This is a genomic window from Mycobacterium europaeum, assembly GCF_034555895.2.
Lineage (GTDB): Bacteria > Actinomycetota > Actinomycetes > Mycobacteriales > Mycobacteriaceae > Mycobacterium > Mycobacterium europaeum.
On the sequence record NZ_CP157315.1, the window covers coordinates 607,795 to 631,237 of the forward strand.

The 23,443-nt window shown below is 69.4% G+C and carries 26 protein-coding genes; 18 read left to right on the forward strand and 8 right to left on the reverse strand.

Annotated elements, in window-relative coordinates:
* Positions 1-23 precede the first annotated feature (23 nt).
* The 7 genes from U8D42_RS03075 to U8D42_RS03105 all read left to right on the forward strand — a co-directional run bounded on the left by U8D42_RS03075 (position 24) and on the right by U8D42_RS03105 (position 8,195).
* Positions 24-1,136, forward strand: coding sequence for an ABC transporter substrate-binding protein (locus U8D42_RS03075; RefSeq protein WP_322859276.1), 1,113 nt, complete (start codon positions 24-26; stop codon positions 1,134-1,136).
* 13 nt (positions 1,137-1,149) lie between these two features.
* Complete coding sequence (locus U8D42_RS03080) at positions 1,150-2,292, forward strand: spirocyclase AveC family protein (RefSeq protein WP_090421167.1); 1,143 nt, start codon at positions 1,150-1,152, stop codon at positions 2,290-2,292.
* A complete protein-coding gene (locus U8D42_RS03085; protein WP_322859275.1) occupies positions 2,285-3,253 on the forward strand; it encodes an SDR family oxidoreductase in 969 nt (322 codons plus the stop codon). The genes U8D42_RS03080 and U8D42_RS03085 overlap by 8 nt, the downstream gene beginning before the upstream one ends.
* A 10-nt stretch (positions 3,254-3,263) precedes the next feature.
* Positions 3,264-4,478 (forward strand): cytochrome P450, encoded by a 1,215-nt coding sequence (locus U8D42_RS03090; protein ID WP_090421164.1) that lies wholly within the window; start codon positions 3,264-3,266, stop codon positions 4,476-4,478.
* 90 nt (positions 4,479-4,568) lie between these two features.
* Positions 4,569-6,053 (forward strand): aldehyde dehydrogenase family protein, encoded by a 1,485-nt coding sequence (locus U8D42_RS03095; RefSeq protein ID WP_322859274.1) that lies wholly within the window; start codon positions 4,569-4,571, stop codon positions 6,051-6,053.
* 196 nt (positions 6,054-6,249) lie between these two features.
* Entirely contained in the window at positions 6,250-7,395 is a 1,146-nt protein-coding gene (locus tag U8D42_RS03100; protein WP_322859273.1) for a thiolase family protein, read from the forward strand.
* Positions 7,396-7,448: 53 nt separating this feature from the next.
* The gene (locus U8D42_RS03105) at positions 7,449-8,195 is read left to right on the forward strand and encodes a crotonase/enoyl-CoA hydratase family protein (protein ID WP_348636957.1); all 747 of its coding nucleotides are present in this window, start codon (positions 7,449-7,451) and stop codon (positions 8,193-8,195) included.
* Here the strand turns inward: U8D42_RS03105 and U8D42_RS03110 are convergent.
* Both U8D42_RS03110 and U8D42_RS03115 read right to left on the reverse strand, forming a co-directional pair.
* The gene (locus U8D42_RS03110; RefSeq protein WP_322859271.1) at positions 8,192-9,208 is read right to left on the reverse strand and encodes an NAD(P)/FAD-dependent oxidoreductase; all 1,017 of its coding nucleotides are present in this window, start codon (positions 9,206-9,208) and stop codon (positions 8,192-8,194) included. The genes U8D42_RS03105 and U8D42_RS03110 overlap by 4 nt on opposite strands.
* Entirely contained in the window at positions 9,205-9,705 is a 501-nt protein-coding gene (locus U8D42_RS03115) for an isoprenylcysteine carboxyl methyltransferase family protein (protein ID WP_085240401.1), read from the reverse strand. The genes U8D42_RS03110 and U8D42_RS03115 overlap by 4 nt, the downstream gene beginning before the upstream one ends.
* A 208-nt stretch (positions 9,706-9,913) precedes the next feature.
* Here U8D42_RS03115 and U8D42_RS03120 point away from each other — a divergent pair, with 208 nt between their 5' ends.
* Positions 9,914-11,059, forward strand: coding sequence for an NAD(P)H-binding protein (locus U8D42_RS03120; RefSeq protein WP_322859270.1), 1,146 nt, complete (start codon positions 9,914-9,916; stop codon positions 11,057-11,059).
* Positions 11,056-11,778, forward strand: coding sequence for a CPBP family intramembrane glutamic endopeptidase (locus tag U8D42_RS03125; protein WP_322859269.1), 723 nt, complete (start codon positions 11,056-11,058; stop codon positions 11,776-11,778). Before U8D42_RS03120 ends, U8D42_RS03125 begins: the two co-directional genes overlap by 4 nt.
* Positions 11,779-11,784: 6 nt before the next feature.
* On the opposite strand, the gene U8D42_RS03130 is transcribed toward U8D42_RS03125, so the two are convergent.
* Both U8D42_RS03130 and U8D42_RS03135 read right to left on the reverse strand, forming a co-directional pair.
* A complete protein-coding gene (locus U8D42_RS03130) occupies positions 11,785-13,122 on the reverse strand; it encodes a DUF2867 domain-containing protein (protein WP_322859268.1) in 1,338 nt (445 codons plus the stop codon).
* Positions 13,123-13,206: 84 nt separating this feature from the next.
* Positions 13,207-14,016 carry an enoyl-CoA hydratase gene (locus tag U8D42_RS03135; protein ID WP_322859267.1) on the reverse strand — a complete coding sequence of 270 codons (810 nt, stop codon included), beginning with the start codon at positions 14,014-14,016 and terminating at the stop codon, positions 13,207-13,209.
* Positions 14,017-14,113: 97 nt separating this feature from the next.
* Here U8D42_RS03135 and U8D42_RS03140 point away from each other — a divergent pair, with 97 nt between their 5' ends.
* Together U8D42_RS03140 and U8D42_RS03145 are read left to right on the forward strand one after the other, a co-directional pair.
* Positions 14,114-15,199: a CaiB/BaiF CoA transferase family protein gene (locus U8D42_RS03140; RefSeq protein ID WP_322859266.1), complete on the forward strand. Its 1,086-nt coding sequence runs from the start codon at positions 14,114-14,116 to the stop codon at positions 15,197-15,199.
* Between the two features lie 53 nt (positions 15,200-15,252).
* A complete protein-coding gene (locus tag U8D42_RS03145) occupies positions 15,253-16,005 on the forward strand; it encodes a 3-hydroxyacyl-CoA dehydrogenase (protein WP_322859265.1) in 753 nt (250 codons plus the stop codon).
* Between the two features lie 129 nt (positions 16,006-16,134).
* Here the strand turns inward: U8D42_RS03145 and U8D42_RS03150 are convergent, their stop codons facing one another.
* Positions 16,135-16,257: a hypothetical protein gene (locus U8D42_RS03150; protein ID WP_085981634.1), complete on the reverse strand. Its 123-nt coding sequence runs from the start codon at positions 16,255-16,257 to the stop codon at positions 16,135-16,137.
* Between the two features lie 311 nt (positions 16,258-16,568).
* On the opposite strand from U8D42_RS03150, the gene U8D42_RS03155 reads away from it, so the two are divergent.
* Complete coding sequence (locus U8D42_RS03155) at positions 16,569-18,890, forward strand: MMPL family transporter (protein ID WP_322859264.1); 2,322 nt, start codon at positions 16,569-16,571, stop codon at positions 18,888-18,890.
* 52 nt (positions 18,891-18,942) lie between these two features.
* Positions 18,943-19,572, forward strand: a complete 630-nt coding sequence (locus tag U8D42_RS03160) for a class I SAM-dependent methyltransferase (protein WP_322859263.1) — start codon at positions 18,943-18,945, stop codon at positions 19,570-19,572.
* A 10-nt stretch (positions 19,573-19,582) separates the two neighbouring features.
* Here U8D42_RS03160 and U8D42_RS03165 read toward each other — a convergent pair whose 3' ends face one another.
* A complete protein-coding gene (locus tag U8D42_RS03165) occupies positions 19,583-20,296 on the reverse strand; it encodes an NAD-dependent deacylase (RefSeq protein ID WP_322859262.1) in 714 nt (237 codons plus the stop codon).
* A gap of 37 nt (positions 20,297-20,333) precedes the next feature.
* Here U8D42_RS03165 and U8D42_RS03170 point away from each other — a divergent pair, with 37 nt between their 5' ends.
* Positions 20,334-20,699, forward strand: a complete 366-nt coding sequence (locus tag U8D42_RS03170; protein ID WP_067277218.1) for a GntR family transcriptional regulator — start codon at positions 20,334-20,336, stop codon at positions 20,697-20,699.
* Between the two features lie 10 nt (positions 20,700-20,709).
* Here the strand turns inward: U8D42_RS03170 and U8D42_RS03175 are convergent, their stop codons facing one another.
* On the reverse strand, positions 20,710-21,231 hold the full coding sequence (locus U8D42_RS03175; RefSeq protein WP_322859261.1) for a DUF1697 domain-containing protein: 522 nt from the start codon (positions 21,229-21,231) through the stop codon (positions 20,710-20,712).
* Between the two features lie 77 nt (positions 21,232-21,308).
* Here U8D42_RS03175 and U8D42_RS03180 point away from each other — a divergent pair, with 77 nt between their 5' ends.
* Complete coding sequence (locus U8D42_RS03180) at positions 21,309-21,752, forward strand: PPOX class F420-dependent oxidoreductase (RefSeq protein ID WP_085240390.1); 444 nt, start codon at positions 21,309-21,311, stop codon at positions 21,750-21,752.
* 37 nt (positions 21,753-21,789) lie between these two features.
* Complete coding sequence (locus tag U8D42_RS03185; RefSeq protein WP_085240389.1) at positions 21,790-21,978, forward strand: DUF5302 domain-containing protein; 189 nt, start codon at positions 21,790-21,792, stop codon at positions 21,976-21,978.
* Between the two features lie 49 nt (positions 21,979-22,027).
* Here the strand turns inward: U8D42_RS03185 and U8D42_RS03190 are convergent, their stop codons facing one another.
* Complete coding sequence (locus tag U8D42_RS03190; RefSeq protein WP_322859260.1) at positions 22,028-22,561, reverse strand: nuclear transport factor 2 family protein; 534 nt, start codon at positions 22,559-22,561, stop codon at positions 22,028-22,030.
* 88 nt (positions 22,562-22,649) lie between these two features.
* Between U8D42_RS03190 and U8D42_RS03195 the strand changes: the two genes are divergently transcribed.
* Complete coding sequence (locus U8D42_RS03195; RefSeq protein ID WP_322859259.1) at positions 22,650-23,222, forward strand: HhH-GPD-type base excision DNA repair protein; 573 nt, start codon at positions 22,650-22,652, stop codon at positions 23,220-23,222.
* Positions 23,223-23,251: 29 nt separating this feature from the next.
* Positions 23,252-23,398 carry a DUF1059 domain-containing protein gene (locus U8D42_RS03200; RefSeq protein ID WP_067325215.1) on the forward strand — a complete coding sequence of 49 codons (147 nt, stop codon included), beginning with the start codon at positions 23,252-23,254 and terminating at the stop codon, positions 23,396-23,398.
* Positions 23,399-23,443 lie beyond the last annotated feature (45 nt).

Genomic DNA, 23,443 nt, shown 5'->3' on the forward strand with positions numbered 1-23,443 from the left:
CGAGTGTCTCACCGGGAGGTCGGATGTCCTACGAAAGCAGCGCTGAGCCGATCAAGGTCGGTTACCTGATGGACTTCACGCTGCCGCCGGGGTTTCCCGAGGAGATGAAGGCCGACTTCACCCGGTGCTTCGACCTCATCTTCCAAGAAGCCCACGAACAGGGCGTGATCGATCGCACGGTGCAGATGATCTACCGCGAGGTGGAGGGCCTGCCCAAGGGGTCCGTCAAGGCCGTGATCGACGCGTTCGGCGAGCTCGTCGACGAAGGCTGCCTGGTGGTGTTCGGACCGCACATCACCGACAACTGCGTCCCGACCCGCGAGGCGATCGAGGAGCGGTTCAAGGTACCCGCGATCAGCGTCACCGGCACCGACGACTGGTTGGGGGAATGGACATTCGCCTTCCCCCAGGGGTCGATGACCGACGAGCCGATCTTCATCGCCGACCTCGTCGCCAAACGCGGGCTCACCGACATCGGCGTCCTCGTCGAGCAGAACCTGATCGGCGAGAGCTACCTGAAGAACCTGCGAACCGCGTGCCGCCGCAACGGCGTTCGCATCGTCGCCGAAGCGGCGATCGCCCAGACCGCGCAAGACATCAACGAGGCCGTCCGGACGCTGCACGACGCCAAGGCGGAGGCGATCGTGCACCTGGGCTTCGGCTTCGGCATCGTGTTCATCAACCCCGCGCTGCAGGCCGTCGACTGGGACCCGCCGCGATTCACCACCACCGCGTTCCAGAACGCCTGGGTGAACCCCATCATGTGGAACGCGTTCATGGGCTGGGTCGGTGTCGACCAGTACGACGAGGAGAACCGGCTCGGCCAGGAGTTCCTGGACCAGTACGCGCACAAGTATGGCGGCAGGCGCCCCGAGTACTGCGTGCCCGTGGTCAACCACGACGTCGCCGCCACGCTGGTCCGCGCGTTCACCGACGCGCACCCGCTGAGCCCGCGCGGGGTCAAAGAGGCGCTGGAGCGGGTGAAGATGATGCCCGCCGCGTCGGGCGCCCCCGGCACCCGCGTCTCCTTCGGGAAATGGACTCGCCGCGCGTGGATGGGCGCGGGGTACCTGGTGGCCCGCACGCTGGACGCCGACGGCGTCAACTCGCGCCTGGTCGATCGCTTCGGAGAGTGAGGGCGCCGACGCCATGAGCACTGATCAATCCACACCGTTTGCCGCGCAACGCGACCCGGCGCGGCCGCGCGCGGGCGAGCGACGCGGCTGGGGCGGCTGGGTCGCCGGCGCCGCCCTGGCGGCGTTCGCGCTGTTCTTCATCGCGAACTGCCGCGTGGCCCTGGACCCGCGTGTCGCCAACCCGAACGTGCACGGCCGCCCCCGCCCGGTGAAGTTCATCTTCGGCCTGGACTACATCACCTTCCTGCACATCTCCACCGTCATCATGCTGCTCGTCCTGCTCGTGGTGTTCGTCAGGGGCTGGCGCCGCAACCCGGGCAGCCCCGTGATGCTGATGTTCCTGTGCACCACGCTGATCGTGTGGCAGGACCCGATCATGAATTGGGCCCCCTTCGCGGTGTACAACCCCGACCTCATCCACTGGCCGGAATCCTGGCCGCTGGTGTCGCTGTCGCCGACCGTCGAGCCGTTCGTCGTATTCGGTTACGTCACCTTCTATTTCGGTCCGTACTTCCCGGCGGTCTGGATCCTGCGCAAACTGCAGGCGCGCAAAGGGCCCGAGGCTTTCGTGTCGCGGCATCCGCTGATCAGCTTGGGCCTGCTGACCTGTGCGATCGGCTTCGTCTTCGACGCGTGGCTGGAGATCCAGCTCGTGCACATGGGCATGTACATCTACTCCCAGGTGATTCCGTGGGGTTCGGTGTTCACCGGCACGACGTTCCAGTTCCCGCTGATCTGGGAGTCGTTCTCGGTGACCTTCGTGATGGTGCCCGCGGCGATACTGTGCTACCGCGACGACACCGGTAAATCGGTGGCCGAGAAACTGGCCGCCAAGGCCAGGATCTTCCCGACCCGTCCGGTGCTCGGCACCTTCCTGGTGATGTTCGCCATCATCAACGTGTCCTATTTCGCCTACGGGGCGTGGTTCTGGGTCATCAAGGTCAGCCACGCGGCGACCTCGGTGGCCTGCCCGTGGCCCTACCCGGAGGCCAAAGTGTATGACCCGCAGGGCTATTACGAGAAGGCCGGCGCCCAGGGCCCGTACTCGGTCGGCATCTGGTCGACCTGGGCGAGCGGGGAGCCAAACGGGCGGCCCCAGGTGGATCCGCCGCCGCCGGGCAGTGGCCCCTGCGCAACCGCGGGCGCGCATGGCTGAGCCGCGCACCGCCGTCATCACGGGTGCCTCCCGCGGTCTGGGGTTTGCCTCGACCGTGCGCCTGTACCGCGAAGGCTGGCGGGTGGTCGCGGCGATGCGGACCCCCGACCGCGGCCTCCCGTTGCTCCGGGAGGCTACGGGCGCCGAGGAAGGCGACGACCGGCTGATCGGCGTGCAGCTCGACCTGTTGGACCCGGCGTCGATCGCGGCGGCGGCCAAGGCCATCGGGGAAGCCGTCGGCGCACCCGACGGGCTGGTGCACAACGCCGGGATCTCGGCCGCCGGGATGGTCGAGGAGACCGACATGGCGTTGTGGCAGAGCATGTTTGCCACCAGTGTCCTGGGCCCCGTCGCGTTCACCCAGGCGCTGCTGCCGTCGATGCGGGCGGCGGGACGGGGACGCATCGTCCTGGTGTCGAGCGCGGCGGGGGTGCGCGGGCAGCCGGCCACCGCGCCGTACTCGGCGGCCAAGGGCGCGCTGGAGCGGTGGGGGGAATCGATGGCGTGCGAGATAGCGCCCTTCGGTTTGGGTGTCACCGTGTTGGTCGCCGGCACGTATGACACCGAGATCATCACCGACGCGGGCACCACCGACAATCGCGATTTCGGCGGCCCGTACGCGCGGCTGCACCACACCATGAACAGCCGCGGGCGCTTTGCGATGAAACTGGCCCGGCCACCCGAGCGGTTCACCGACGGTCTGCTCAAGGCGCTGGATGACCACGCGCCGTTCCGCCGCCGCGGTGTAGGACCGGACGCCTCGATGTTGCTGGCCGCCAACAGGATTCTTCCGTCCTCCGGCATGCACCACGTGTCGCGGATCGTGCTGGGCATACCGAGGCAGGGTTCGATGCGGGATGGGGCGTGGCCATTGACAACGGGTCAAAAGGCGATGGTGTTCGTCGCGCGGATTGTGCCGCAGCCGATCCTGCAGCGCCTGGCGGCCCGAAAAGCGAAGTGAGGGAGCATTGATGGAACAGCTATTCGACGACCTGGACGACTTCGGCGCCTTCGACGACGCCGTCTCCGGCGACGTCCGCGACCCGTACACCGAGCTGGCGCGGCTGCGGCGCGAGGAGCCCGTTCAGCGCCTGGATGTTTCCGGGATGCCGCACGAGGAGTCCAAACCGGTCTTCATCGTCTACCGCTTCGAGGAAGCGCAGCAGATGCTGCGCGACAACGAGACGTTCTCGTCGGCGGCGGTCATCGCGGCGTTCGGCCCCGTGCTGGGGGAGCGCGTGATGCTCGGCATGGACGAGCCGGTGCACGGCCGGTTGCGTTCGCTGGTGTCAAAGGCGTTCTCGCAGAAAGCTTTGGCGCGCTGGGAGGACGAGTTGGTCGGCCGCGTGGGAAACAGTCTGATCGACCGGTTCGCGGCGAACGGCAAGGCCGACCTGGTCAAGGAATTCACCTTCGACTACCCGAGCCGGATCATCGCGGGCCTGCTGGGCCTGCCGGAGGAGGACTATCCCCAGTTCCAACGATGGTCCATCTCGTTGCTCAGCTGGATCCTGAATCCCGAACGCGGCCTTGCCGCCTCGGCGGCGCTGTGCGAGTACTTCGCGCCGATCCTGCGGGCCAGGCGGGCCGAACCCAAGGACGATCTGATCAGCGCGCTGGCCCAGGCCGAGATCGACGGCGAGAAGCTCGACGACGAGGAGATCTACTCGTTCCTGCGCTTGCTGCTGCCCGCCGGGGTGGAGACGACCTACCGGTCGCTGGGCAGCCTGCTGTTGGCGCTGCTGTCGGATCCCGCGCAGCTGGCCGCCATCCGCGCGGACCGGTCGCTGCTGCCGCAGGCCATCGAGGAGGGTGTGCGGTGGGAACCGCCGCTGCTCACCATCACCAGGGTGGCCACCCGCGACACCGAACTCGCCGGGGTGGCGATCCCGGCCGGCTCGACCGTCATGCCGATGCTGGGTGCGGCCAACCGGCAGGAAGACCGCTACCCCGATCCGGACACGTTCGACATCTTCCGCTCGCCCAGGGCGCACCTGGGCTGGGGGCACGGCGTGCACGTCTGCCTCGGCATGCACCTGGCGCGGCTGGAAATGCGCACCGCCGTCAACCTTTTGCTGGACCGGCTGCCGAACCTGCGGCTGGACCCCGACGCGGACGACCCACACATCCGCGGGCAGGTCTTCCGCTCGCCGACGTCAGTGCCGGTGCTTTTCGACCCCCGATGACCAGCCCCGCAGAGGTTGCAGCTTGCCAATCGGCTAGTTTCCGGTAAGGCTCTCCGTAGCCCCTTCGCGATTCAAAAGAGAGTGACAGTTATGACCGAGGCTGTAAAGGTTCGTTTCGAGCCGAAGATGATGATCGACGGCAAGCTCGTCGACGGCCAAGCCGGCACCTTCACCAATATCAACCCCGCCACCGAGGAGCCGCTCGGCGAGGTCGCCGACGCCTCCAAGGAGGACATGCACCGGGCGATCGACGCCGCCCGGCGGGCCTTCGACGAGACCGACTGGTCGACCAACCGCGAACTGCGCAAGCGCTGCCTGCTGCAGCTGCACGAGGCGATCGAATCGGAGAAGGAAGAGCTGCGCGAGGAGCTCATCATGGAGGTGGGCTCGCCCCGGGCGATCACGTTCGGCCCCCAGCTGGACGCCCCACTGGAAGACGGGCTGCGCTACCCCGCCAGGCTGATCGACGAATACGCCTGGGAGACCGACCTGGGCGACAAGGTGATCAGCCTGACCGGCACGCTGACCACCCGCAAGGTCTGGCGCGAGCCGGTGGGCGTGGTCGGCGCGATCGTGCCGTGGAACTTCCCGTTCGAGGTCACCCTCAACAAGCTCGGACAGGCGCTGGGCACCGGCAACACCGTCGTGCTGAAGCCGGCGCCCAACACGCCGTTCAACGCGACCCGGCTCGGCCGGCTGATCGCCGAGAAGACCGACATTCCCGCGGGCGTCGTCAACGTCGTCACCGCATCGGATCACTTTGTCGGCGAAGAGCTCACGCTCTCACCCAAGGTCGACCTGATCTCGTTCACCGGCTCGACGGTGGTCGGCCAGCGGATCATGGAGAAGGGCGCCGCGACCATGAAGCGGCTGTTCCTGGAGCTCGGCGGCAAGTCGGCCACCATCGTGCTCGAGGACGCCGATTTCGGGATGGCCTGCGCGATCGGCATCGCGCCGTGCATGCACGCCGGGCAGGGCTGTGCGAACCCCACCCGGATGCTGCTGCCGCGGTCGCGCTACGACGAGGGCGTGGAGATTCTCAAGAGCATCTACGAGAACGTCACGTGCGGCGACCCGCAGGACCCCGGAACGCTGTGCGGCCCGGTGATTTCCGAGGTGCAGCGCAACCGCGTGATGGGCTACATCCGCAAGGGCGTGGAGGAGGGCGCGACGGCTCTGGTCGGCGGCCCCGACGCACCCACCGGTTTCGACAAGGGATTCTTCGTCCGGCCAACGCTTTTCACCGACGTCGACAACTCCATGACGATCGCCCAGGAGGAGATCTTCGGGCCCGTGCTGTGCGTCATCCCGTTCGACGACGAAGAGGACGCGATCCGGATCGCCAACGACAGCAAGTACGGATTGGCGGGCAACGTGATGTCGGGGTCGCTGGAGCGCTCGCTGGCCGTGGCGCGGCGGATCCGGGCCGGCTTCATGGGTGTCAACGGCGGCGCACCGTATGGCGCCGACACACCCTTCGGCGGCTACAAGTACAGCGGCGTGGGACGCCAGAACGGCGTCGCCGGGTTCGACCAGTACACCGAGATCAAGTCGGTGGCCTACCCCGCCGTCTAGGGGTTCACTGTTCGCCGGGATTGCCGCCACGGTAGAGCCTCGCGTGCGGGTCGCGACCACCGCGGCAATCTCGGCGCGGCCGCGACGCGCAACCAAACCCACCCCGCCCCGCGCCCTCCCAACGCGTTGGTTGACAATCGACCCGAGGCTCACTTTCACCGATACCTGAGGTTCCAGCGTCAAAGGAGACACAAGCATGGCCGAAGCCGTCATCGTCGAGGCAGTTCGCTCACCGCTCGGGAAGCGCAACGGCGGACTGGCCGGGGTGCACCCGGCCGACCTGTCGGCGCAGGTCCTCAACGGGCTGGTCGATAAGGCCGGTATCGACCCGGGAATTGTCGACGACGTCATCTGGGGCTGCGTGATGCAGGCCGGTGAGCAGGCCCTCGACATCGGCCGCACCGCGCTGCTGGCCGCCGGTTGGCCCGAGACCGTGCCCGGCGTGACCGTCGACCGCCAGTGCGGGTCGAGCCAGCAGTCCATCCACTTCGCCGCGGCCGGCGTGGTCGCCGGACATTACGACGTCGTCGTCGCCGGCGGTGTCGAGTCGATGTCGCGGACGCCGATGGGATCGTCGCTGGCCAACGGCGGCAACCCGTACCCCCAGGCTTTCAAGGACCGCTACCACCGGACGCCGAACCAGGGCATCGGTGCGGAAATGATCGCCGAGCAGTGGGGCTTCGACCGACTCGCCCTCGATGAGTTCTCGCTCGGATCACACGAAAAGGCCGCCGCGGCACAGGATTCCGGTGCGTTCGACGACCAGATCGTCGGCATCAAGGATCAGGATGGCAACGTCGTCCTCAAGGACGAGGGCATCCGCCGCGGCACCCCGATGGAGAAGATGGCGTCGCTGAAGCCGGCGTTCAAGGAAGACGGCGTCATCCACGCCGGAAACTCCTCGCAGATCACCGACGGTTCGGCCGCGCTGCTGTTCATGTCCGCCGAGAAGGCCAAGGAACTCGGCCTCAAGCCGATCGCCAAGGTGCACACCGCGGTACTGGCCGGCGCCGACCCGGTGATCATGCTGACGGCGCCCATCCCGGCGACCCAGAAGGCGCTGAAGAAGTCCGGCCTCTCCATCGGCGACATCGGCGCCTACGAGGTCAACGAGGCGTTCGCGCCCGTTCCGCTGGCGTGGCTGAAGGACATCGGCGCCGACGAGAACAAGCTCAACCCCAACGGCGGTGCCATCGCGCTGGGCCACCCGCTCGGTGGTTCTGGTGCGCGGTTGATGACCACGCTGCTCTACCACATGCGGGACAAGGGAATTCGCTACGGCCTGCAGACCATGTGCGAGGGTGGCGGCCAGGCCAACGCCACCATCGTGGAGCTCCTGTGACGGACGCCCCGGCCGACCAGCCGGCGGTGCTGGTCGAACGCCGCGGCAACGTCATGGTGATCACGATCAACCGGCCCGAGGCCCGCAACGCGGTCAACGGCGCGGTGAGCGTCGGCGTCGGCGACGCGCTCGACGAGGCGCAGCACGACCCCGAGGTGCGGGCCGTGGTGATCACCGGCGCCGGCGACAAGTCGTTCTGCGCCGGCGCCGACCTCAAGGCGATCTCCCGCCGGGAGAACCTGTATCACCCCGACCACGGCGAGTGGGGTTTCGCCGGCTACGTGCACCACTTCATCGACAAGCCCACGATCGCGGCGGTCAACGGCACCGCGTTCGGCGGGGGCACCGAGCTGGCCCTGGCCAGTGACCTGGTGGTGGCCGACGAGCGGGCCCAGTTCGGCCTGCCGGAGGTCAAACGCGGGCTCATCGCGGCCGCCGGCGGCGTCTTCCGGATCGTGCAGCAGCTGCCGCGCAAAGTGGCGATGGAGCTGCTGTTGACCGGCGAGCCGATCACCGCCGCCGACGCCTTCGAATGGGGCCTGATCAACCAGGTCGTCGAGGAGGGCACGGTGCTGGAGGCCGCACTGGCCCTGGCCGCGCGGGTCACCGTCAACGCGCCGCTGTCGGTACAGGCCAGCAAGCGCATCGCCTACGGGGTCGACGACGGCGTCGTCACCGACGAGGAAGCCGGTTGGGCGCGCACCATGAACGAGATGCGCGACCTGCTCCGGTCGGAGGACGCCAAGGAGGGGCCGCTGGCGTTCGCCGAGAAGCGCGAGCCGGTCTGGAAGGCCCGCTAGCCCGCCAGGACGTTCACCCCGCGCTGGAACGCGCCGGGCAGCAGCGTGCAGGCCGGCACGATGGCGCGGCGGGCCGCCGGCGGGGTGCTGGCCAGCACCAGCCCGCGGGTGAGCAGTCGATAGCTGCGGGTGATCCGTTGCCACGCAGGCTCATACGACTCCGGCGCTTCGTCGACGATCGCGGCGACGGCGGCGGCCGCTTGCTTGACCGCCAGGCTGATGCCCTCGCCGGTCAGCGCGTCCTCGTAGCCGGCCGCGTCGCCCACCAGGAGCACCCGCCCCGCGACCCGTCCGGACACCACCTGCCGCAGCGGGCCGCATCCCCGGGCCGGCCCGCGGGCCGCGCCCGCCAATCGCCGGGCCAGCCCGGGGAACCAGGCGAGGTCGGGCCGGCCGCGGGAGAGGATCGCCACGCCGACCAGATCCGGCTCCACCGGCGTCACATACGCCTCGCCCCACCGCGACCAGTGCACCTCGACGAATTCCGACCAGGCCGGAATCCGGTAATGCCAGCGCACGCCGTAGCGCCGCGGTGTTCCGGCCGTCGCCGCGATCCCGACGGACCGCCTGACCTGTGAGTGCAGTCCGTCGGCCGCGACCATCCATTTCGCGCGCACACCGGCGGCCGTCACCCCGCGAGCGTCCTGCTGCACGGAGGTCACCCGCGCCCGAAGCCGTTCGGCGTCTTGCTCTTTCGCGCGTGCGGCCAGCGCCGCGTGCAGCGTGGTCCGTCGCACCCCGCGGCCGGGCCCGCGGTGAAACCGCGCCTGCGCCCGGCGGTGTTCGCTGACGTAGGCGATTCCGTGAAAGGGCATGCCGGCCGGGTCGACGCCGAGGGATATCAGCTCGGCGAGGCCGCCGGGCATCAGGCCCTCACCGCACGCCTTGTCGATGGGACCCTCGCGCGGGTCGGCGACGATCACCGAGAGCCCATGCCGGCGGGCGTGCAGTGCAGCGGCCAGACCACCCGGTCCGCCGCCGACGACCAACAGATCGGTGTCGTACTCGCTCACGTGTAGCCCAGAGCCGAGTTCTCCACCCGCAGCCGCACCCTGAGCAACGCCGCGTTGGCCAGCGTGAACAGCGCGGCGGTCAGCCACGCCGTGTGCACCAACGGCAGCGCCAACCCCTCAGCCACCACTGCAACGTAGTTGGGATGGTGCAGCCACCGGTAGGGGCCCTGCCGCACCAGGGGGGCGTTCGGCAGCACGATCACCCGGGTGTTCCACCGCCGGCCCAGTGTGGCGATGCACCACCAGCGCAGGCCCTGGCTGAGCGCCACCACCGCCAGCATCGGCCAGCCCAGCCATCCGATGAACGGCCGGTGCAGCGCCCACGGCTCGACGATGCAGCCGACCAGCAGCGCGGTATGGACGAGCACCATCACCGGGTAATGCGGGCGACCAAATTCCTTGGCACCCTGGGCAAAAGACCACTGCGCGTTCCGGTTGGACACCACCAGTTCGGCGACGCGTTCGATGCCGACCGCCAGGACCAACAGGTAATACATGTCTCCACTATCTCTTGACGAGGATTCCTTGTACCCACGGTGCCGCCGACACGGGGGTTCAACGCCGCGAGCTGTGGGCACCTCCCGCGTGCGAGCGTAGCGACAGGGCGAAATTCCGGGCCGAACGCCGCCGTGGCGTTACGCGCGCGCGGAGAGGCCCCGCGCCCGCGAGGTTTACGCGCATCGTCGCCGGGCTAGTGTCGAAGGTATGCGGATCCTGGTCACAGGCGCCACCGGCTATGTCGGGTCGCGGCTGGTCACGGCGCTGCTGGCGGACCGCCACCACGTCCTGGCCGCCACCCGGAACCCCGCGCGCCTCAGCCGGTTCGGATGGTTCGGCGAGATCACACCGGTGACGCTCGACGCCGCTGATCCCGCCGCCACCCGCGCGGCCTTCGCCGAATGCGGGCCCGTTGACGTGGTGTATTACCTGGTGCACGCCATCGGGCAGCCGGGCTTCCGGGACGCCGACAACGCCGCGGCCGCGAACGTGGCGGCGGCGGCCAGGGACGCCGGCGTGCGGCGCATCGTCTACCTGGGCGGATTCGTGCCCGCCGACGAGGTGCTGTCCGAGCACCTGACGAGCAGGGCCGAGGTGGCCGCGGCGCTGACGGTTCCGGGCGGGCCGGAGGTGGTGTGGCTGGGCGCGGCGATGATCATCGGCGCGGGATCGACCTCGTTCGAGATGATGCGCTACGTCGGTGACCGTTTTCCGCTCATCCCGATACCGAGCTGGATGGACAACCCGATCGACCCGATCTCGATTCGCGATGTCCTGCACTACCTGGTCGCCGCCGCCGACCCCGGCCTGGTGCCGGCGGGCGCGTACGACATCTGCGGCCCGGACACGACGTCCTACCGCGAGCTGCTCAAGGCGTATACGCGCATCTCCGGCCGGTGGCACGCCGGGGTGCCGGTGGGCAGGGTCGACACGGCGTTGGCGTCGCTGATCACCGGCGTCGCCCTGCCCGTACCGCCGGGGCTGGCCGGCGATCTCGTCGAATCGCTCGATCATCCGATGGTGGCGTCCAAGCGCGGCCTGCGCGATCGCGTGGCCGACCCGCCCGGTGGGTTGCTCGGCGTGGACCGGGCCATTGCCCTAGCCTTGGCCGATCAGCCGAATCGCCCGTCCCCGGTCAACGCCCTGGCCGATCCCCATCACCTCGCCGACACCGACCCCGCGTGGGCCGGCGGTGACGTGCGGCGCATCCGCCACCTGGCCCGCCGCCTCACCCCGCCCGTCGTGCGGCCGGCTCTGGGGCTGGTGGGCATGGTCCCCGGTCCGCTCGCCGGCGCGCTTCGAACCGGCCTCGACCTCCTGATCGCCCTGACCCCGAAGGTGCATCCCGCATGAGCCAGTCAACCGCCCCGTCCAACACCGGCGTGCTGTCCGAGTGGTGGCGCGCGCTCACCAAAGTCGCTGTGCCCCACCACGAATCGCCCGCCGTCGTGCGACGCCGGCGCGTCATCGTGACGGTCACGCTGGTCATCGGCGCCGCGATGCTCGGGTTCTCGCTGCGGCGCCACCCGGGGGAGTCGAGCTTCTACTGGCTGACCCTGGCGCTGGCGGGGGTGTGGTTCGCCGGCGGGCTCATCTCCGGCCCGCTGCACCTCGGCGGCATCTGCTGGCGCGGCCGCAATCAACGCCCGGTCATCACCGGGACGACCATCGGCCTCCTGCTCGGCGCGGTGTTCGTGGCGGGCGGGCTGATCGCCCGGGAGATCACGCCGGTGGCGGAGTTGATCACCCGGGTGCTGGAATACGCCCACCACGGGTGGTATCCGGTGATCGTGGCGATCACCCTGGTCAACGGCGTCGCCGAGGAAGTGTTCTTTCGCGGCGCCCTCTACACCGCCCTGGGGCGCTATCACCCCGTCCTGATCTCGACCGTCCTCTACACCGGCGCGACGCTGGCCAGCGGCAACCCCATGCTCGGCTTCGCCGCGGTCATCCTGGGGACGGTATGCGCATTCGAGCGCCGGGCGACCGGCGGCGTCCTGGCGCCGATGCTCACCCACCTGGTGTGGGGGCTGATCATGGTCCTCGTGCTGCCCCCGATGTTCGGGGTCTGACGCCGGTTATCGGGCCGGGCCGACGACCTCGCGGGCCAGCGCACGCATCCGGGCGGCGTGAACCGGCCGCGCGAACAACCAGTACACCCGCCCCGGGATGCCCCTCGGCAAAAAGATGGACCGCTGGGAGTAGCGGCTGCCGCGGCCGTCTTGCGGCGTGACCGTGATCTCGAGCCATTCCCGTCCCGGCGCCCGCTTCGTGGAGCGCAGCCGCAACAGTGTCCCCGGGGCACGCTCCTCGAGCTTCCAGCCCGTCCGCGAGGTCACGGCGTCCTCCGCCGCTTTCCAGACCGCGGCGGGTTCGGCGGGGCTGTGGGCGGTGCGCGCATCGGTATAGACGATTTCCCCCGCCCACTCCGGGTCGCTGGGCAGCGCTTCGGCCGGCTCGGACCGCAACGACGACCACGAGGGTTCCGGGACACCCCGCGCGGCGCGCGCGAGCGCCAGCTCGACGGCCCGGCGGTAGTCGGTCAGACCGCCCGGCGGGGGCGCGATGACGCTGTCGACGTCGTGGTCGCGCATCACCGCGTCGCATTCCAGCGACTCGATCAGGGGGCGCGCCAAGCCCGGCGGGATCGGCGTCACCGTACCGACCCAGAGGCTGGCGATCGTGGGCGTCAGGAACGGCAGCACGATCAGATAGCGCTTGCCCAGCCCCGCGACGTCGGCGTAGACGCGCATCATGTCGCCGTACTCCAAGACGTCGGGTCCGCCGATGTCCCAGGTGCGCGAGGCCGGCACCGCCGCCGTCGCCGCGGCGACCAGGTAGTAGAGCACGTCGCGCACCGCGATCGGCTGAATCTTGTTGTGCACCCACTTCGGGGTGGTCATCACCGGCAACCGGTCGGTGAGGTGCCGGATCATCTCGAACGACGCCGACCCAGAGCCGACGACGACGCCCGCCTGCAGCACCAGCGTCTCGATGCCCGAGGCGATGAGCGCGTCGCCCACCGCCGCCCGCGACTCGAGGTGCGGCGAGAGCTTGCGGCCCTCGGGATGCAGCCCACTCAGATACACGATGCGCCGCACGCCGGTGCGACGGGCCGCGGTGACGACGTTGCGCACCGCGCGCGCCTCCTCGTCGGCGAAATCCTTCGCCGAGCCCATCGAATGCACCAGGTAGTAGACGACGTCGATTCCGTCGAACGCCGCGACCAGGGAATCGAGATCACCGAGGTCGCCGCGCGCCACCTCCGCCTGCTGCCGCCACGGCACGTCCGCCAGCTTCGCCGGGTTGCGGGCCAGGGCGCGCACCGGGTGGCCTTCGTCCAAGAGTCGCGGCACCAGCCGGGCACCGATGTAGCCGGTCGCCCCGGTCACCAGACACCGCACCTGTCCAGCCATGGATTCTCCGTCCGTCGCTTCCAATTATCGGGGCCCGACGCGAGGGAGGATTACCGGCATCGGCCGCCGGTAAGCGCCACGCCGTCAGCGATCGGTGAACTCGGGGGCGCGACGCTCCTGGAAAGCCTTTGTGCCCTCGACGAAGTCGTGGGATCGCAGCAGGACGGCCTGCCCCTCGTATTCGCGCTGCAACGCCGGATCCAGCTGGGTGAGCGTGGCGGCGTTGATCGCGAGCTTGGTCTTGCCGAACGCGGCCACGGGGCCCGCCGACAGCCTGGCGATCACCTTGTCCACCTCGGCCTCGAATTCGTCGGCGGGGTAGACGGCGCTGACCAGCCCCCAGGACAGCGCCTCGGCGGCCGGGAGGCGTTCGGGCAGCAGCGCCATGTGCATCGCCCGGATGCGGCCGACGGCGGCGGCGATCAGCGCCGACGCGCCGCCGTCGGGCATCAAGCCGATCTTGGTGAAGGCGAGCATGAAAAAGGCGCTCTCCGAAGCCAATACGATGTCGCACGCCAGCGCCAGCGAGACGCCCACGCCGGCCGCCGGTCCCTGAACCACGGCGACGACCGGGTGCGGCACGGCGGCGATCGCCCGGATCAGCCGGTTGATCTCGCACACGATCTCGTCCGGCGAGAGCGTGGTCCCGGACACGTCGTCGGCGCTGATCCCCGCGCCGGAGCAGAAGCCGCGGCCCGCACCGCCGAGGCGCACCACCTTCACCTCCGGGTCGGTCGCCGCGCGTTCCATCGCGTCGGCGATCCCGGTAATCACCGGCACGGTCAGCGAATTGAGGCTGTCGGGCCGGTCGATGGTCACCGCCAGCACGCCGTCGGACAGCGTGACGGATAGGCCTGCGACGGGGGTCAGGGTGTCGATCGCGGATTGCGGCATGGGCTCACCCTAAGTGACCGGGCTGCGCGCCCGCTGGGGCCGGCTGCGAAGATGCCAACAACAACGGGCGTCAGAGCAGACGAAAGGTCGGTGGGTCGTGGCTGGACCGCTGAAGGGACTTCGGGTCGTCGAGTTGGCCGGCATCGGGCCGGGGCCGCATGCGGCGATGATCCTGGGCGATCTGGGGGCCGACGTGGTGCGCATCGACCGGCCGTCCAGCGGTCCCGGCGGTGTCGCCAAGGACGCCATGCTGCGCAACCGGCGCGTCCTGGCCGTCGACCTCAAGTCCGACGAGGGCCGAGCCGTCGTGCTCGAGCTGGTCGCCAGGGCCGACGTGTTGATCGAGGGCTTCCGCCCCGGCGTCACCGAGCGGCTCGGCCTCGGGCCCGAACAGTGCGCCGCGGTCAACGAGCGGCTGATCTACGCCCGGATGACCGGCTGGGGACAGACCGGCCCGCGCAGTCAGCGGGCGGGCCACGACATCAACTACATCTCGCTCAACGGGATCCTGCACGCCATCGGCCGGGCCGGCGAGCGACCGGTGCCGCCGCTGAACCTGGTCGGCGACTTCGGCGGCGGCTCGATGTTCCTGCTGGTCGGGATCCTGTCCGCGCTGTGGGAGCGGCAGGCCTCCGGCAAGGGACAGGTGATCGACGCCGCCATGGTCGACGGCTCCAGCGTGCTGATCCAGATGATGTGGGCCATGCGGGGGCTGGGCATGTGGTCGGACGCGCGCGGCACCAACATGCTCGACGGCGGCGCGCCGTATTACGACACCTACGAGTGCGCCGACGGCCGCTATGTCGCCGTCGGCGCCATCGAGCCGCAGTTCTACGCGGCCATGCTGGCCGGGCTGGGCCTGGACGCCGCCCACCTGCCGGCGCAGAACGACGTCAGCCGCTGGCCCGAGTTGCGCGAGGCGCTGACCGCGGCCTTCGCCGGCCATGACCGCGACCATTGGGCAAAGGTGTTCGCCGATTCCGACGCCTGCGTGACGCCGGTGCTCGCGTTCGGCGAGGTGCACACCGAGCCGCACATCACCGAGCGGAACACCTTCTACGACGTGGACGGCGGTTTGCAGCCGTTGCCCGCCCCGCGGTTCTCGCGCACCACGCCCGACGTGCCCCGCCCGCCGGCGGCGCCACTGCCCGACGTCGCGGCCGTGTTGAACGACTGGGTATAGTCGCCAACCAACTGGTTGGCTGGACGCAACGTGACTCTCAGGGAAGGACTCGCATGAAGATCAAGGACGCCGTCGCCGTCGTCACCGGGGGCGCCTCGGGCCTGGGCTTGGCCACCACCAAGCGGCTGCTGGACGCCGGCGCGCAGGTGGTGGTGATCGACCTGCGGGGCGAAGAGGCCGTCCAGGAACTCGGCGAGCGCGCCCGCTTCGTGCAGGCCGACGTCACCGACGAGGCCGCCGTCGGCAAGGCGCTCGACACCGCCGAGTCGATGGGCCCGCTGCGCATCAACGTCAACTGCGCGGGCATCGGCAACGCCATCAAGACGCTGTCCAAGGACGGCCCGTTCCCGCTGGACGCCTTCAAGAAGGTGGTCGGGGTCAACCTGATCGGCACGTTCAACGTGCTGCGGCTGGCCGCCGAGCGCATCGCCAGGACCGAGCCCATCGGGGAGGAGCGCGGCGTCATCATCAACACCGCCTCGGTCGCCGCGTTCGAGGGCCAGATCGGCCAGGCCGCCTACTCGGCGTCCAAGGGCGGCGTGGTCGGCATGACGCTGCCGATCGCGCGCGACCTGTCGCGCGAGCTCATCCGCGTGGTGACTATCGCGCCCGGGCTGTTCAAGACCCCGCTGCTGGGTTCGCTGCCCGAGGAGGCGCAGAAGTCGCTGGGCAAGCAGGTGCCGCACCCGGCCCGGCTCGGTGACCCCGACGAGTACGGCGCGCTCGCGGTGCACATCATCGAAAACCCGATGCTCAACGGCGAGGTCATCCGGCTGGACGGTGCCATCCGCATGGCGCCCCGCTGAGTCCCACGAACACGAAAGCCCCCCGCGCGAAGCGGGGGGCTTTCGTATCGGAGAGAGACCTTATCGACGGAACCATCGACTGACAGCGGGTTCGGCCATCAACAGCCGTGCGAGCATACTCATGTCAGCTCAACTCGCCGCTTGCAGTTCTTCGAACTGCTCGGAGGTCTCGCCTTCCACCAGGACGTCGCCGTGGTAGAGGGCTTCGAAGTCAACCTTGATGACGTCGGCACTTGTGTCGTCGATCCACATGACACTGAGCGTATGGGCCACCATTAAGGAATCCTTGAGTCACGATTCGGAAAATGTTGGCAATTTACCGGCGGGTAGGTTCCGGGCGGTCAACCGTGGCGTTCAGCCCCATGACCTGCTTAATCGCCGGCCAAGTTTCTGGCCGGACTCTTACTGTGTGCCCGGTTTGAAACGCCCCCGTTGAACCCTGGGATGGGCGCCGCCCGTGCTTGAAGGTGAATCTGTTTGACGCGTGGAAACTAGCGTTTGTTAGGTTGTCGCCGGTACGCCAGCGGCCAGCGCGATCAGCACCGGCGGCGGAAGGGCTTGACATGCTGCAGGGGATCGCCCGCATGGCCATCGCGGCGCCCCGCCGCATCATCGCCATCGGTGTCCTGGTTTTCGCCGCCGCCGCGATCTTCGGCATCCCGGTCGCCAAGAGCCTGTCTCCCGGCGGCTTCCAGGATCCCCACTCCGAGTCCGCCCACGCGATCCAGGTGTTGACCGACAAGTTCGGCCAGAGCGGTCAGCAGATGCTGATCGTCGTGACCGCTCCCGGCGGCAGCGACAGCGCACAGGCCCGCGCCGTGGGCACCGGCCTGGTCAACCAGCTGCAGAAGTCACCGCTGGTGTACAACGCATCGTCACCCTGGACGGTCCCGCCCCAGGGGGCCGCCGACCTGCTCAGCCGCGATGGCAAGTCGGGGCTGATCGTGGTGAACCTCAAGGGCGGCGAGAACTACGCGCAGAGCAACGCCCAGACCATCGCGGACCAATTCGTCCACGACCGTGACGGCGTCACCGTTCGCGCCGGCGGCGCGGCCATGCAGTACGCGCAGATCAACACCCAGAACCAGGCGGACCTGCTGGTGATGGAGATGATCGCGCTGCCGCTGAGCTTCCTGATCCTGATCTGGGTGTTCGGTGGGCTGCTGGCGGCTGCGTTGCCGATGGCGCTGGGCGCGCTGGCCGTCGTCGGGTCCATGACGGTGCTGCGGCTGATCACCTTCACCACCGAGGTGTCGATCTTCGCGCTCAACCTGAGCACCGCGCTGGGCCTGGCGCTGGCCATCGACTACACGCTGCTCATCGTCAGCCGGTACCGCGACGAGTTGGCCGAGGGCTGCGACCGGGACGAGGCGCTGATCCGGACCATGGCCACCTCCGGGCGGACGGTGTTGTTCTCCGCGGTCACCGTGGCGCTGTCCATGTCGGCGACGGTGGCGTTCCCGATGTACTTCCTCAAGTCGTTCGCCTACGCCGGCGTGGCCACCGTGGCCTTCGTCGCGACCGCCTCGATCGTGCTCACCCCGGCCGCCATCGTGCTGCTGGGTCCCCGGCTCGACGCGCTCGACGTGCGCCGGCTGCTGCGCCGGGTGTTCCGGCGTCCGGAGCCGGTGCGCAAGCCGGTCGAGGAGACGTTCTGGTACCGCTCGAGCAAGCTGGTGATGCGCCGCTGGGCGCCGATCGGCCTGACCGTCGTGGCGCTGCTGCTCCTGCTCGGGCTGCCGTTCATGGGCGTCAAATGGGGTTTCCCGGACGACCGGGTGCTGCCGCGCTCGGCCTCGTCGCACCAGGTCGGCGACCAGTTGCGCAACGACTTCGCGGACGACTCCGCGACGTCCGTGCCGGTCGTCGTGCCCGACGCGCGCGGCCTGAAACCGGCGGACCTCGACTCCTACGCCGCCGACCTGTCGCGGGTGCCCGACGTGGAGGCGGTGTCGGCCCCCGGCGGGACGTTCGTCGGCGGCAACCGGACCGGGCCGCCGGCCGGGGCCACCGGCCTGGCCGACGGCAGCGCGTTCCTGACCGTCAGCAGCACGGCGCCGCTGTTCTCCGCGGCCAGCGACGCCCAGCTCAAGCGGCTGCACCAGGTGCCCGGGCCCGCGGGCCGGTCCGTCGCGATGGGCGGCGTCGCCCAGGTCAACCGCGACAGCGTGGACGCGGTCACCGACCGCCTTCCGCTGGTGCTCGGGTTGATGGCCGCGATCACCTTCGCCCTGCTGTTCCTGCTCACCGGCAGCGTGCTGCTGCCGGCCAAGGCGCTGGCGTGCAACATGCTGTCGCTGACCGCCGCGTTCGGTGCGCTGGTGTGGATCTTCCAGGACGGGCATCTCGGCGCGCTGGGCACGACGCCGAGCGGGACGCTGGTCGCCAACATGCCGGTGCTGCTGTTCTGCATCGCCTTCGGGCTGTCGATGGACTACGAGGTGTTCCTGCTCTCGCGCATTCGTGAGTACTGGCTCGCGTCCGGGGCGGCTCGACCGGCGAAGCCGAGCCCGCAGCAGGCCGACGCCGCCAACGACGAGAGCGTGGCGCTCGGCGTGGCGCGCACCGGCCGGGTGATCACCGCGGCGGCGCTGGTGATGTCGATGTCGTTCGCCGCGCTGATCGCCGCCCACGTGTCGTTCATGCGGATGTTCGGGCTCGGCCTGACGCTCGCCGTCTTCGCCGACGCCACCCTGGTGCGGATGGTCGTCGTGCCCGCCTTCATGCACGTGATGGGCCGGTGGAACTGGTGGGCGCCCAGGCCCCTGGCCTGGCTGCACGATCGGTTCGGCATCAGCGAGGGCGGGGCGCGGGAGACCGGATACGCCGAGCCGATCCCGCTTGACGGTGGCCCGTTGGGGGAACCCGTGCCCAACATCGGCTAGGCACCGGCGCGACCCTTATCCTGAGGCCGATCCGATCGGAAGGTTGACCTGTATGACAACGGCGGTGGACAACCCGTTCTTTGCGCGCATCTGGCCCGTCGTGGCCGCCCACGAAACCGAGTCCATCCGGGCCCTGCGCCGGGAGAACCTGGCCGGGTTGTCGGGGCGCGTGCTGGAGGTCGGCGCGGGCATCGGGACGAACTTTCCCCACTACCCGGAGTCGGTCCACGAGGTGGTCGCGGTGGAGCCCGAGCCGCGGCTGGCGGCCCAGGCGCGCGCCGCCGCGGACGTGGTGCCCGCCCGGGTGGTCGTGACGGGGGAGACGGCGGAGGACTTCCGCGGCGGTGAGGCGTTCGACGCCGTGGTGTGCTCGCTGGTGTTGTGCTCGGTGCGCGACCCCGGCGGCGTGCTGCGGCACCTGTACTCGGTGCTGCGCCCGGGTGGGGAGCTGCGGTACCTCGAGCACGTGGCGAGCGCCGGCGCGCGGGGGCGCCTGCAACGGGTCGCCGACGCGACGGTGTGGCCCCGGTTGTTCGGCAACTGCCACACCCACCGGGACACCGAGCGTGCGATCGTGGACGCCGGATTCGAAGTGGACGCGTCCCGGCGCGAATTCACGCTGCCGGCGTGGGCGCCGATGCCGGTGTCGGAGCTGCTCTTGGGCCGCGCCCGCAGGCCGTAGTCCGCGCCGGCTACTTGAGCAGGGCGGGCAGCCGCTGCAGCAAGCCGGGCAACGCCTGGCTCGCCGTCTCGCGGATGCTGATCGTCGCGTTCCGCGACAGCGGTGTGACCTCGGGATTGACCTCGATGACGGCCGTGCCGCGGGACAGCGCGAGCTCGGCCAGCCCGGCCGCCGGGTAGACGATCGCCGACGTCCCGACCACCACCATCACGTCGGCCGCCTCGGTCGCCTCGACCGCGCGCTGCCATGGCGCGTCGGGCAACGGCTCACCGAACCACACGATGTCGGGCCGGATCAGGCCACCGCAGTGGCAGACCGGCGGTTCGACCTCCAGCATCGGTTCGGGCATCTTGGGCAACGCGCCGCTGTAAGGCATACCGCAACGGTCGCAACGGAATTCGAACAGGCTGCCGTGCAGGTGGTGGACCGGCATGCTGCCAGCGCGCTCGTGCAGGTCGTCGACGTTCTGGGTGATGACGCTGACCTCGGCGCCGTCCTGCCAGGCGGCGATGGCGCGGTGCCCGGTGTTGGGCTGGACATCGGCCACCAGGTAGTGACGCCACAAGTACCATCCCCAGACCCGCTCGGGGTTGTCGCGCCAGCCCTGGGTGCTGGACAGCTCGTAGGGATCGAAGCGGGCCCACAATCCGTTCTTGTCGTCGCGGAAGGTCGGCACCCCGCTCTCCGCGGAGATCCCCGCGCCGCTCAGCACCGTCACTCGCATCCCACAAAGATAGCCGTGCTTGGGACATACTGAGGACGTGGAGCTGCGGGATTTGCTGAAGGTCGACGTGAAGGCGGGCAAACCGCTGTTCGACCAGCTCAGGACCCAGGTCATCGACGGCGTTCGGGCGGGCGCACTGCCCCCGGGCACGCGGCTCCCGACGGTGCGCGACCTGGCCGGGCAGCTCGGCGTGGCGGCGAACACCGTGGCCCGTGCCTACCGGGAGCTGGAGTCGGCGGCGATCGTCGAAACGCGGGGCCGCTTCGGCACTTTCATCTCCCGCTTCGACCCGACGGACGCCGCGATGGCCGCCGCCGCCAAGGAGTACGTCGAGGTGGCCCGGGCGCTGGGGCTGACCAAGTCCGACGCGATGCGCTACCTGACGAACGTGCCGGACGACTGAGCGCGTCCCCTCAACGCAACACCTTCGCCAGCGTGCGCAGGTTGCGGGTCGTGGTCGAGGACTTGTAGCGGGGCTTGCCCATCGTCTTGCCGATGGTGCTGTCCAGGGTGCCGCCCTTGGGCACCTGCCAATAGATGACGCCCGCGCCGGCCCCGATCCTCTCGTGCGGGCCCGCGCCCTCGCCCAGCGCGGCGAGTTCGTCGAGCGCCGTTTGGTCGGCGACGAACGTGACGTAGGACTGGTACCCGTCGACCTCGGGCTCGAACGGGTAGGCCTCGACGACGGCCCGCACCGTCGCCAGGTCATAAACGAGCACCCAGGCGTCGTAGCCGAACCGCTCGCGCAGCGCGGCCTCGGCCTTCTTGCGCACCGCCGCGGCACCGGCGGGTGACTCAAGCACGACGTTGCCGCTGGCCAGGATGGTGCGCACGCCGGTGAAGCCGGCGTCGGTCAACGCGCGCGCCACCTCGGCCATCTTGAGGTTGACGCCGCCGACGTTGACACCGCGCAGGAAGGCCGCGTACTCGGTCATGATCCGATTCCACCAGGGCGTCCCGTGCTGGGCTGATCCGGGACCGGTTGCTGGACCGGCGACGTAGGCTTTCTCCCATGGGGCGCCAAGTCTTCGACGACAAGTTGCTGGCCGTGATCAGTGGAAACTCGCTCGGAGTGCTGGCCACCATCAAACGCGACGGGCGCCCGCAGCTGTCGAACGTGAGCTACCACTTCGACCCGCGCGACCTGGCGGTGCGGGTGTCGATCACCGAGCCGCGCGCCAAGACCCGCAACCTGCGCCGCGACCCGCGGGCGTCCATCCTGGTCGACGCCGACGACGGGTGGTCCTACGCGGTGGCCGAGGGCACGGCGATCCTGACGCCGCCGGCGGCCGATCCCGGCGACGACACCGTCGAGGCGTTGATTGCCTTGTACCGCAACATCGCCGGCGAACATCCGGACTGGGACGAATACCGCGAGGCGATGGTCACCGATCGGCGGGTGCTGCTGACCCTGCCGATCTCGCACGTGTACGGCATGCCGCCCGGGGTGCGGTAGCCGCCCGATTTCGGCGCTCCGGGGCTAGGCTGCCGGTATGGCTGAACCCAAGTCTTCCGAGGCGCCGGAATCGGACGACGACACCAAGCGCAAGTTCCGCGAAGCCCTCGACCGCAAGATGGCCAAGTCGTCGGGCGGGTCGGACCACAAGAGCGGCGGCGGCAAGCAGTCACGCGCGCACGGACCGGTGGAGAACCGGCGTGAATTCCGCCGCAAGAGCGGGTGAGTAGCGAACGGAAAGCATTGCGTCGCAGCTAGTTCGGCGCTGAGCCGGTTCAGCTTTTCGGCGGGGCGAATAGGCCGACCGACGGGTCGGCCTGGCCCGGCCGGCCGCGCAGGCTGCCCCGGGTGCTGGGGTGCCCGAAGTTCACCTGCGACGGGTCGTTCTGGTAGGCCCAGTCGGCCACGATGGTGCGCTGGGCGAACTTCCAGCGGCCGTCGTGTCTGGCGTAGGAGTCCAGGTACCGGCCGCCGATGACGACGTCCGAGTCGTGCTCGGGACCGGCGAAGGTGTGAAACACCAGGCAGTAGATCTCGCCGCGGGCGGTGTCGCCCTCGACCACGAAGTTCGTCGTGGTGATGTTGTGTTGGGAGACACGCACATACGGTTCGGCCGCCTGCAGTTGCGTGATGAATTCTTCGACGCCGCCGGCGGAGAACGAGCCGTGCGAGTCGATCGCGTCCGGGTGGTACAGGCCGCGGAGCGCGGCGTAGTCGGCGCGGTCGACGGCACGGCAATAGGCAGTGACGAGCTCGTGCAGTTCGTCGCGGGCCAGCATCAGCGCCAATCGGGCCTCGTCCACCACCACGCCACGATAACGCGGGGATGGGGTGAGTAGTCTCCCAACAACAGCTCTTCGGTCTTAGGGTGTTCACCGGAAAGGGAGGTCGTTGACGGTGAAACTGTGGCTCGCTCAAGAACCCGAGGCCGACGCGCTGCTGGACGAGAACCCGCTGGCCCTGCTCATCGGGATGGTTCTCGACCAGCAGGTGCCCTTCGAGACGGCGTTTGCGGGACCCAAGAAGATCGCGGACCGGATGGGCAGCTTGAATGCCCATGAAATCGCCGAGTACGACCCGGACAAGTTCGCCGCCCTGTGTGCGGAAAAGCCTGCGATACACCGCTTTCCCGGCTCGATGGCCAAGCGGATCCAGGCCCTGGCCCAGATCATCGTGGATCGCTACGACGGTGACGCGGCGGCGCTGTGGACCTCCGGCGACCCGGACGGCGAGGAGCTGCTGCGCCGCATCAAGGGGCTGCCGGGGTTCGGCGAGGTCAAGGCGCAGATCTTCCTGGCTCTCCTGGGCAAGCAGTACGGCGTCGACGCCGAAGGGTGGCGCGCCGCGGCCGGGCAGTTCGGCAAGGACGGCACCCACATCTCCGTCGCCGACATCGTCGACGCCCAATCGATGGGCAAGGTGCGTTCCTACAAGAAGCAGATGAAGGCAGCAGCCAAGGCGGCCAAGTAGTTCGGTGACCAGAAGGGAAGGGCGGCGACGTGAAGACACACCTGACGTGTCCGTGCGGGGAAGCCATCGTCGGCAAGGATGAGGACGAGCTGGTCGAGCTGACCCAGGCTCATCTCGCCAAAGATCATCCGGGCCTCGAGTACGACCGGGACGCGATCCTGTTCATGGCGTACTAGCGCCGACGCAGTGAGCGCGCGTGCCCCGGCGGGGACACGCGCGCC

What these genes read in the sequence shown, in the direction of transcription:
- U8D42_RS03075 (WP_322859276.1), top strand. Translation starts at nt 24, where the DNA reads ATGTCCTACGAAAGCAGCGCTGAGCCGATCAAGGTCGGTTACCTGATG.
- U8D42_RS03080 (WP_090421167.1), top strand. Translation starts at nt 1,150, where the DNA reads ATGAGCACTGATCAATCCACACCGTTTGCCGCGCAACGCGACCCGGCG.
- U8D42_RS03085 (WP_322859275.1), top strand. Translation starts at nt 2,285, where the DNA reads ATGGCTGAGCCGCGCACCGCCGTCATCACGGGTGCCTCCCGCGGTCTG.
- U8D42_RS03090 (WP_090421164.1), top strand. Translation starts at nt 3,264, where the DNA reads ATGGAACAGCTATTCGACGACCTGGACGACTTCGGCGCCTTCGACGAC.
- U8D42_RS03095 (WP_322859274.1), top strand. Translation starts at nt 4,569, where the DNA reads ATGACCGAGGCTGTAAAGGTTCGTTTCGAGCCGAAGATGATGATCGAC.
- U8D42_RS03100 (WP_322859273.1), top strand. Translation starts at nt 6,250, where the DNA reads ATGGCCGAAGCCGTCATCGTCGAGGCAGTTCGCTCACCGCTCGGGAAG.
- U8D42_RS03105 (WP_348636957.1), top strand. Translation starts at nt 7,449, where the DNA reads ATGGTGATCACGATCAACCGGCCCGAGGCCCGCAACGCGGTCAACGGC.
- U8D42_RS03115 (WP_085240401.1), bottom strand. Translation starts at nt 9,705, where the DNA reads ATGTATTACCTGTTGGTCCTGGCGGTCGGCATCGAACGCGTCGCCGAA.
- U8D42_RS03120 (WP_322859270.1), top strand. Translation starts at nt 9,914, where the DNA reads ATGCGGATCCTGGTCACAGGCGCCACCGGCTATGTCGGGTCGCGGCTG.
- U8D42_RS03125 (WP_322859269.1), top strand. Translation starts at nt 11,056, where the DNA reads ATGAGCCAGTCAACCGCCCCGTCCAACACCGGCGTGCTGTCCGAGTGG.
- U8D42_RS03130 (WP_322859268.1), bottom strand. Translation starts at nt 13,122, where the DNA reads ATGGCTGGACAGGTGCGGTGTCTGGTGACCGGGGCGACCGGCTACATC.
- U8D42_RS03135 (WP_322859267.1), bottom strand. Translation starts at nt 14,016, where the DNA reads ATGCCGCAATCCGCGATCGACACCCTGACCCCCGTCGCAGGCCTATCC.
- U8D42_RS03145 (WP_322859265.1), top strand. Translation starts at nt 15,253, where the DNA reads ATGAAGATCAAGGACGCCGTCGCCGTCGTCACCGGGGGCGCCTCGGGC.
- U8D42_RS03150 (WP_085981634.1), bottom strand. Translation starts at nt 16,257, where the DNA reads ATGTGGATCGACGACACAAGTGCCGACGTCATCAAGGTTGACTTCGAA.
- U8D42_RS03155 (WP_322859264.1), top strand. Translation starts at nt 16,569, where the DNA reads ATGCTGCAGGGGATCGCCCGCATGGCCATCGCGGCGCCCCGCCGCATC.
- U8D42_RS03160 (WP_322859263.1), top strand. Translation starts at nt 18,943, where the DNA reads ATGACAACGGCGGTGGACAACCCGTTCTTTGCGCGCATCTGGCCCGTC.
- U8D42_RS03165 (WP_322859262.1), bottom strand. Translation starts at nt 20,296, where the DNA reads ATGCGAGTGACGGTGCTGAGCGGCGCGGGGATCTCCGCGGAGAGCGGG.
- U8D42_RS03175 (WP_322859261.1), bottom strand. Translation starts at nt 21,231, where the DNA reads ATGACCGAGTACGCGGCCTTCCTGCGCGGTGTCAACGTCGGCGGCGTC.
- U8D42_RS03180 (WP_085240390.1), top strand. Translation starts at nt 21,309, where the DNA reads ATGGGGCGCCAAGTCTTCGACGACAAGTTGCTGGCCGTGATCAGTGGA.
- U8D42_RS03185 (WP_085240389.1), top strand. Translation starts at nt 21,790, where the DNA reads ATGGCTGAACCCAAGTCTTCCGAGGCGCCGGAATCGGACGACGACACC.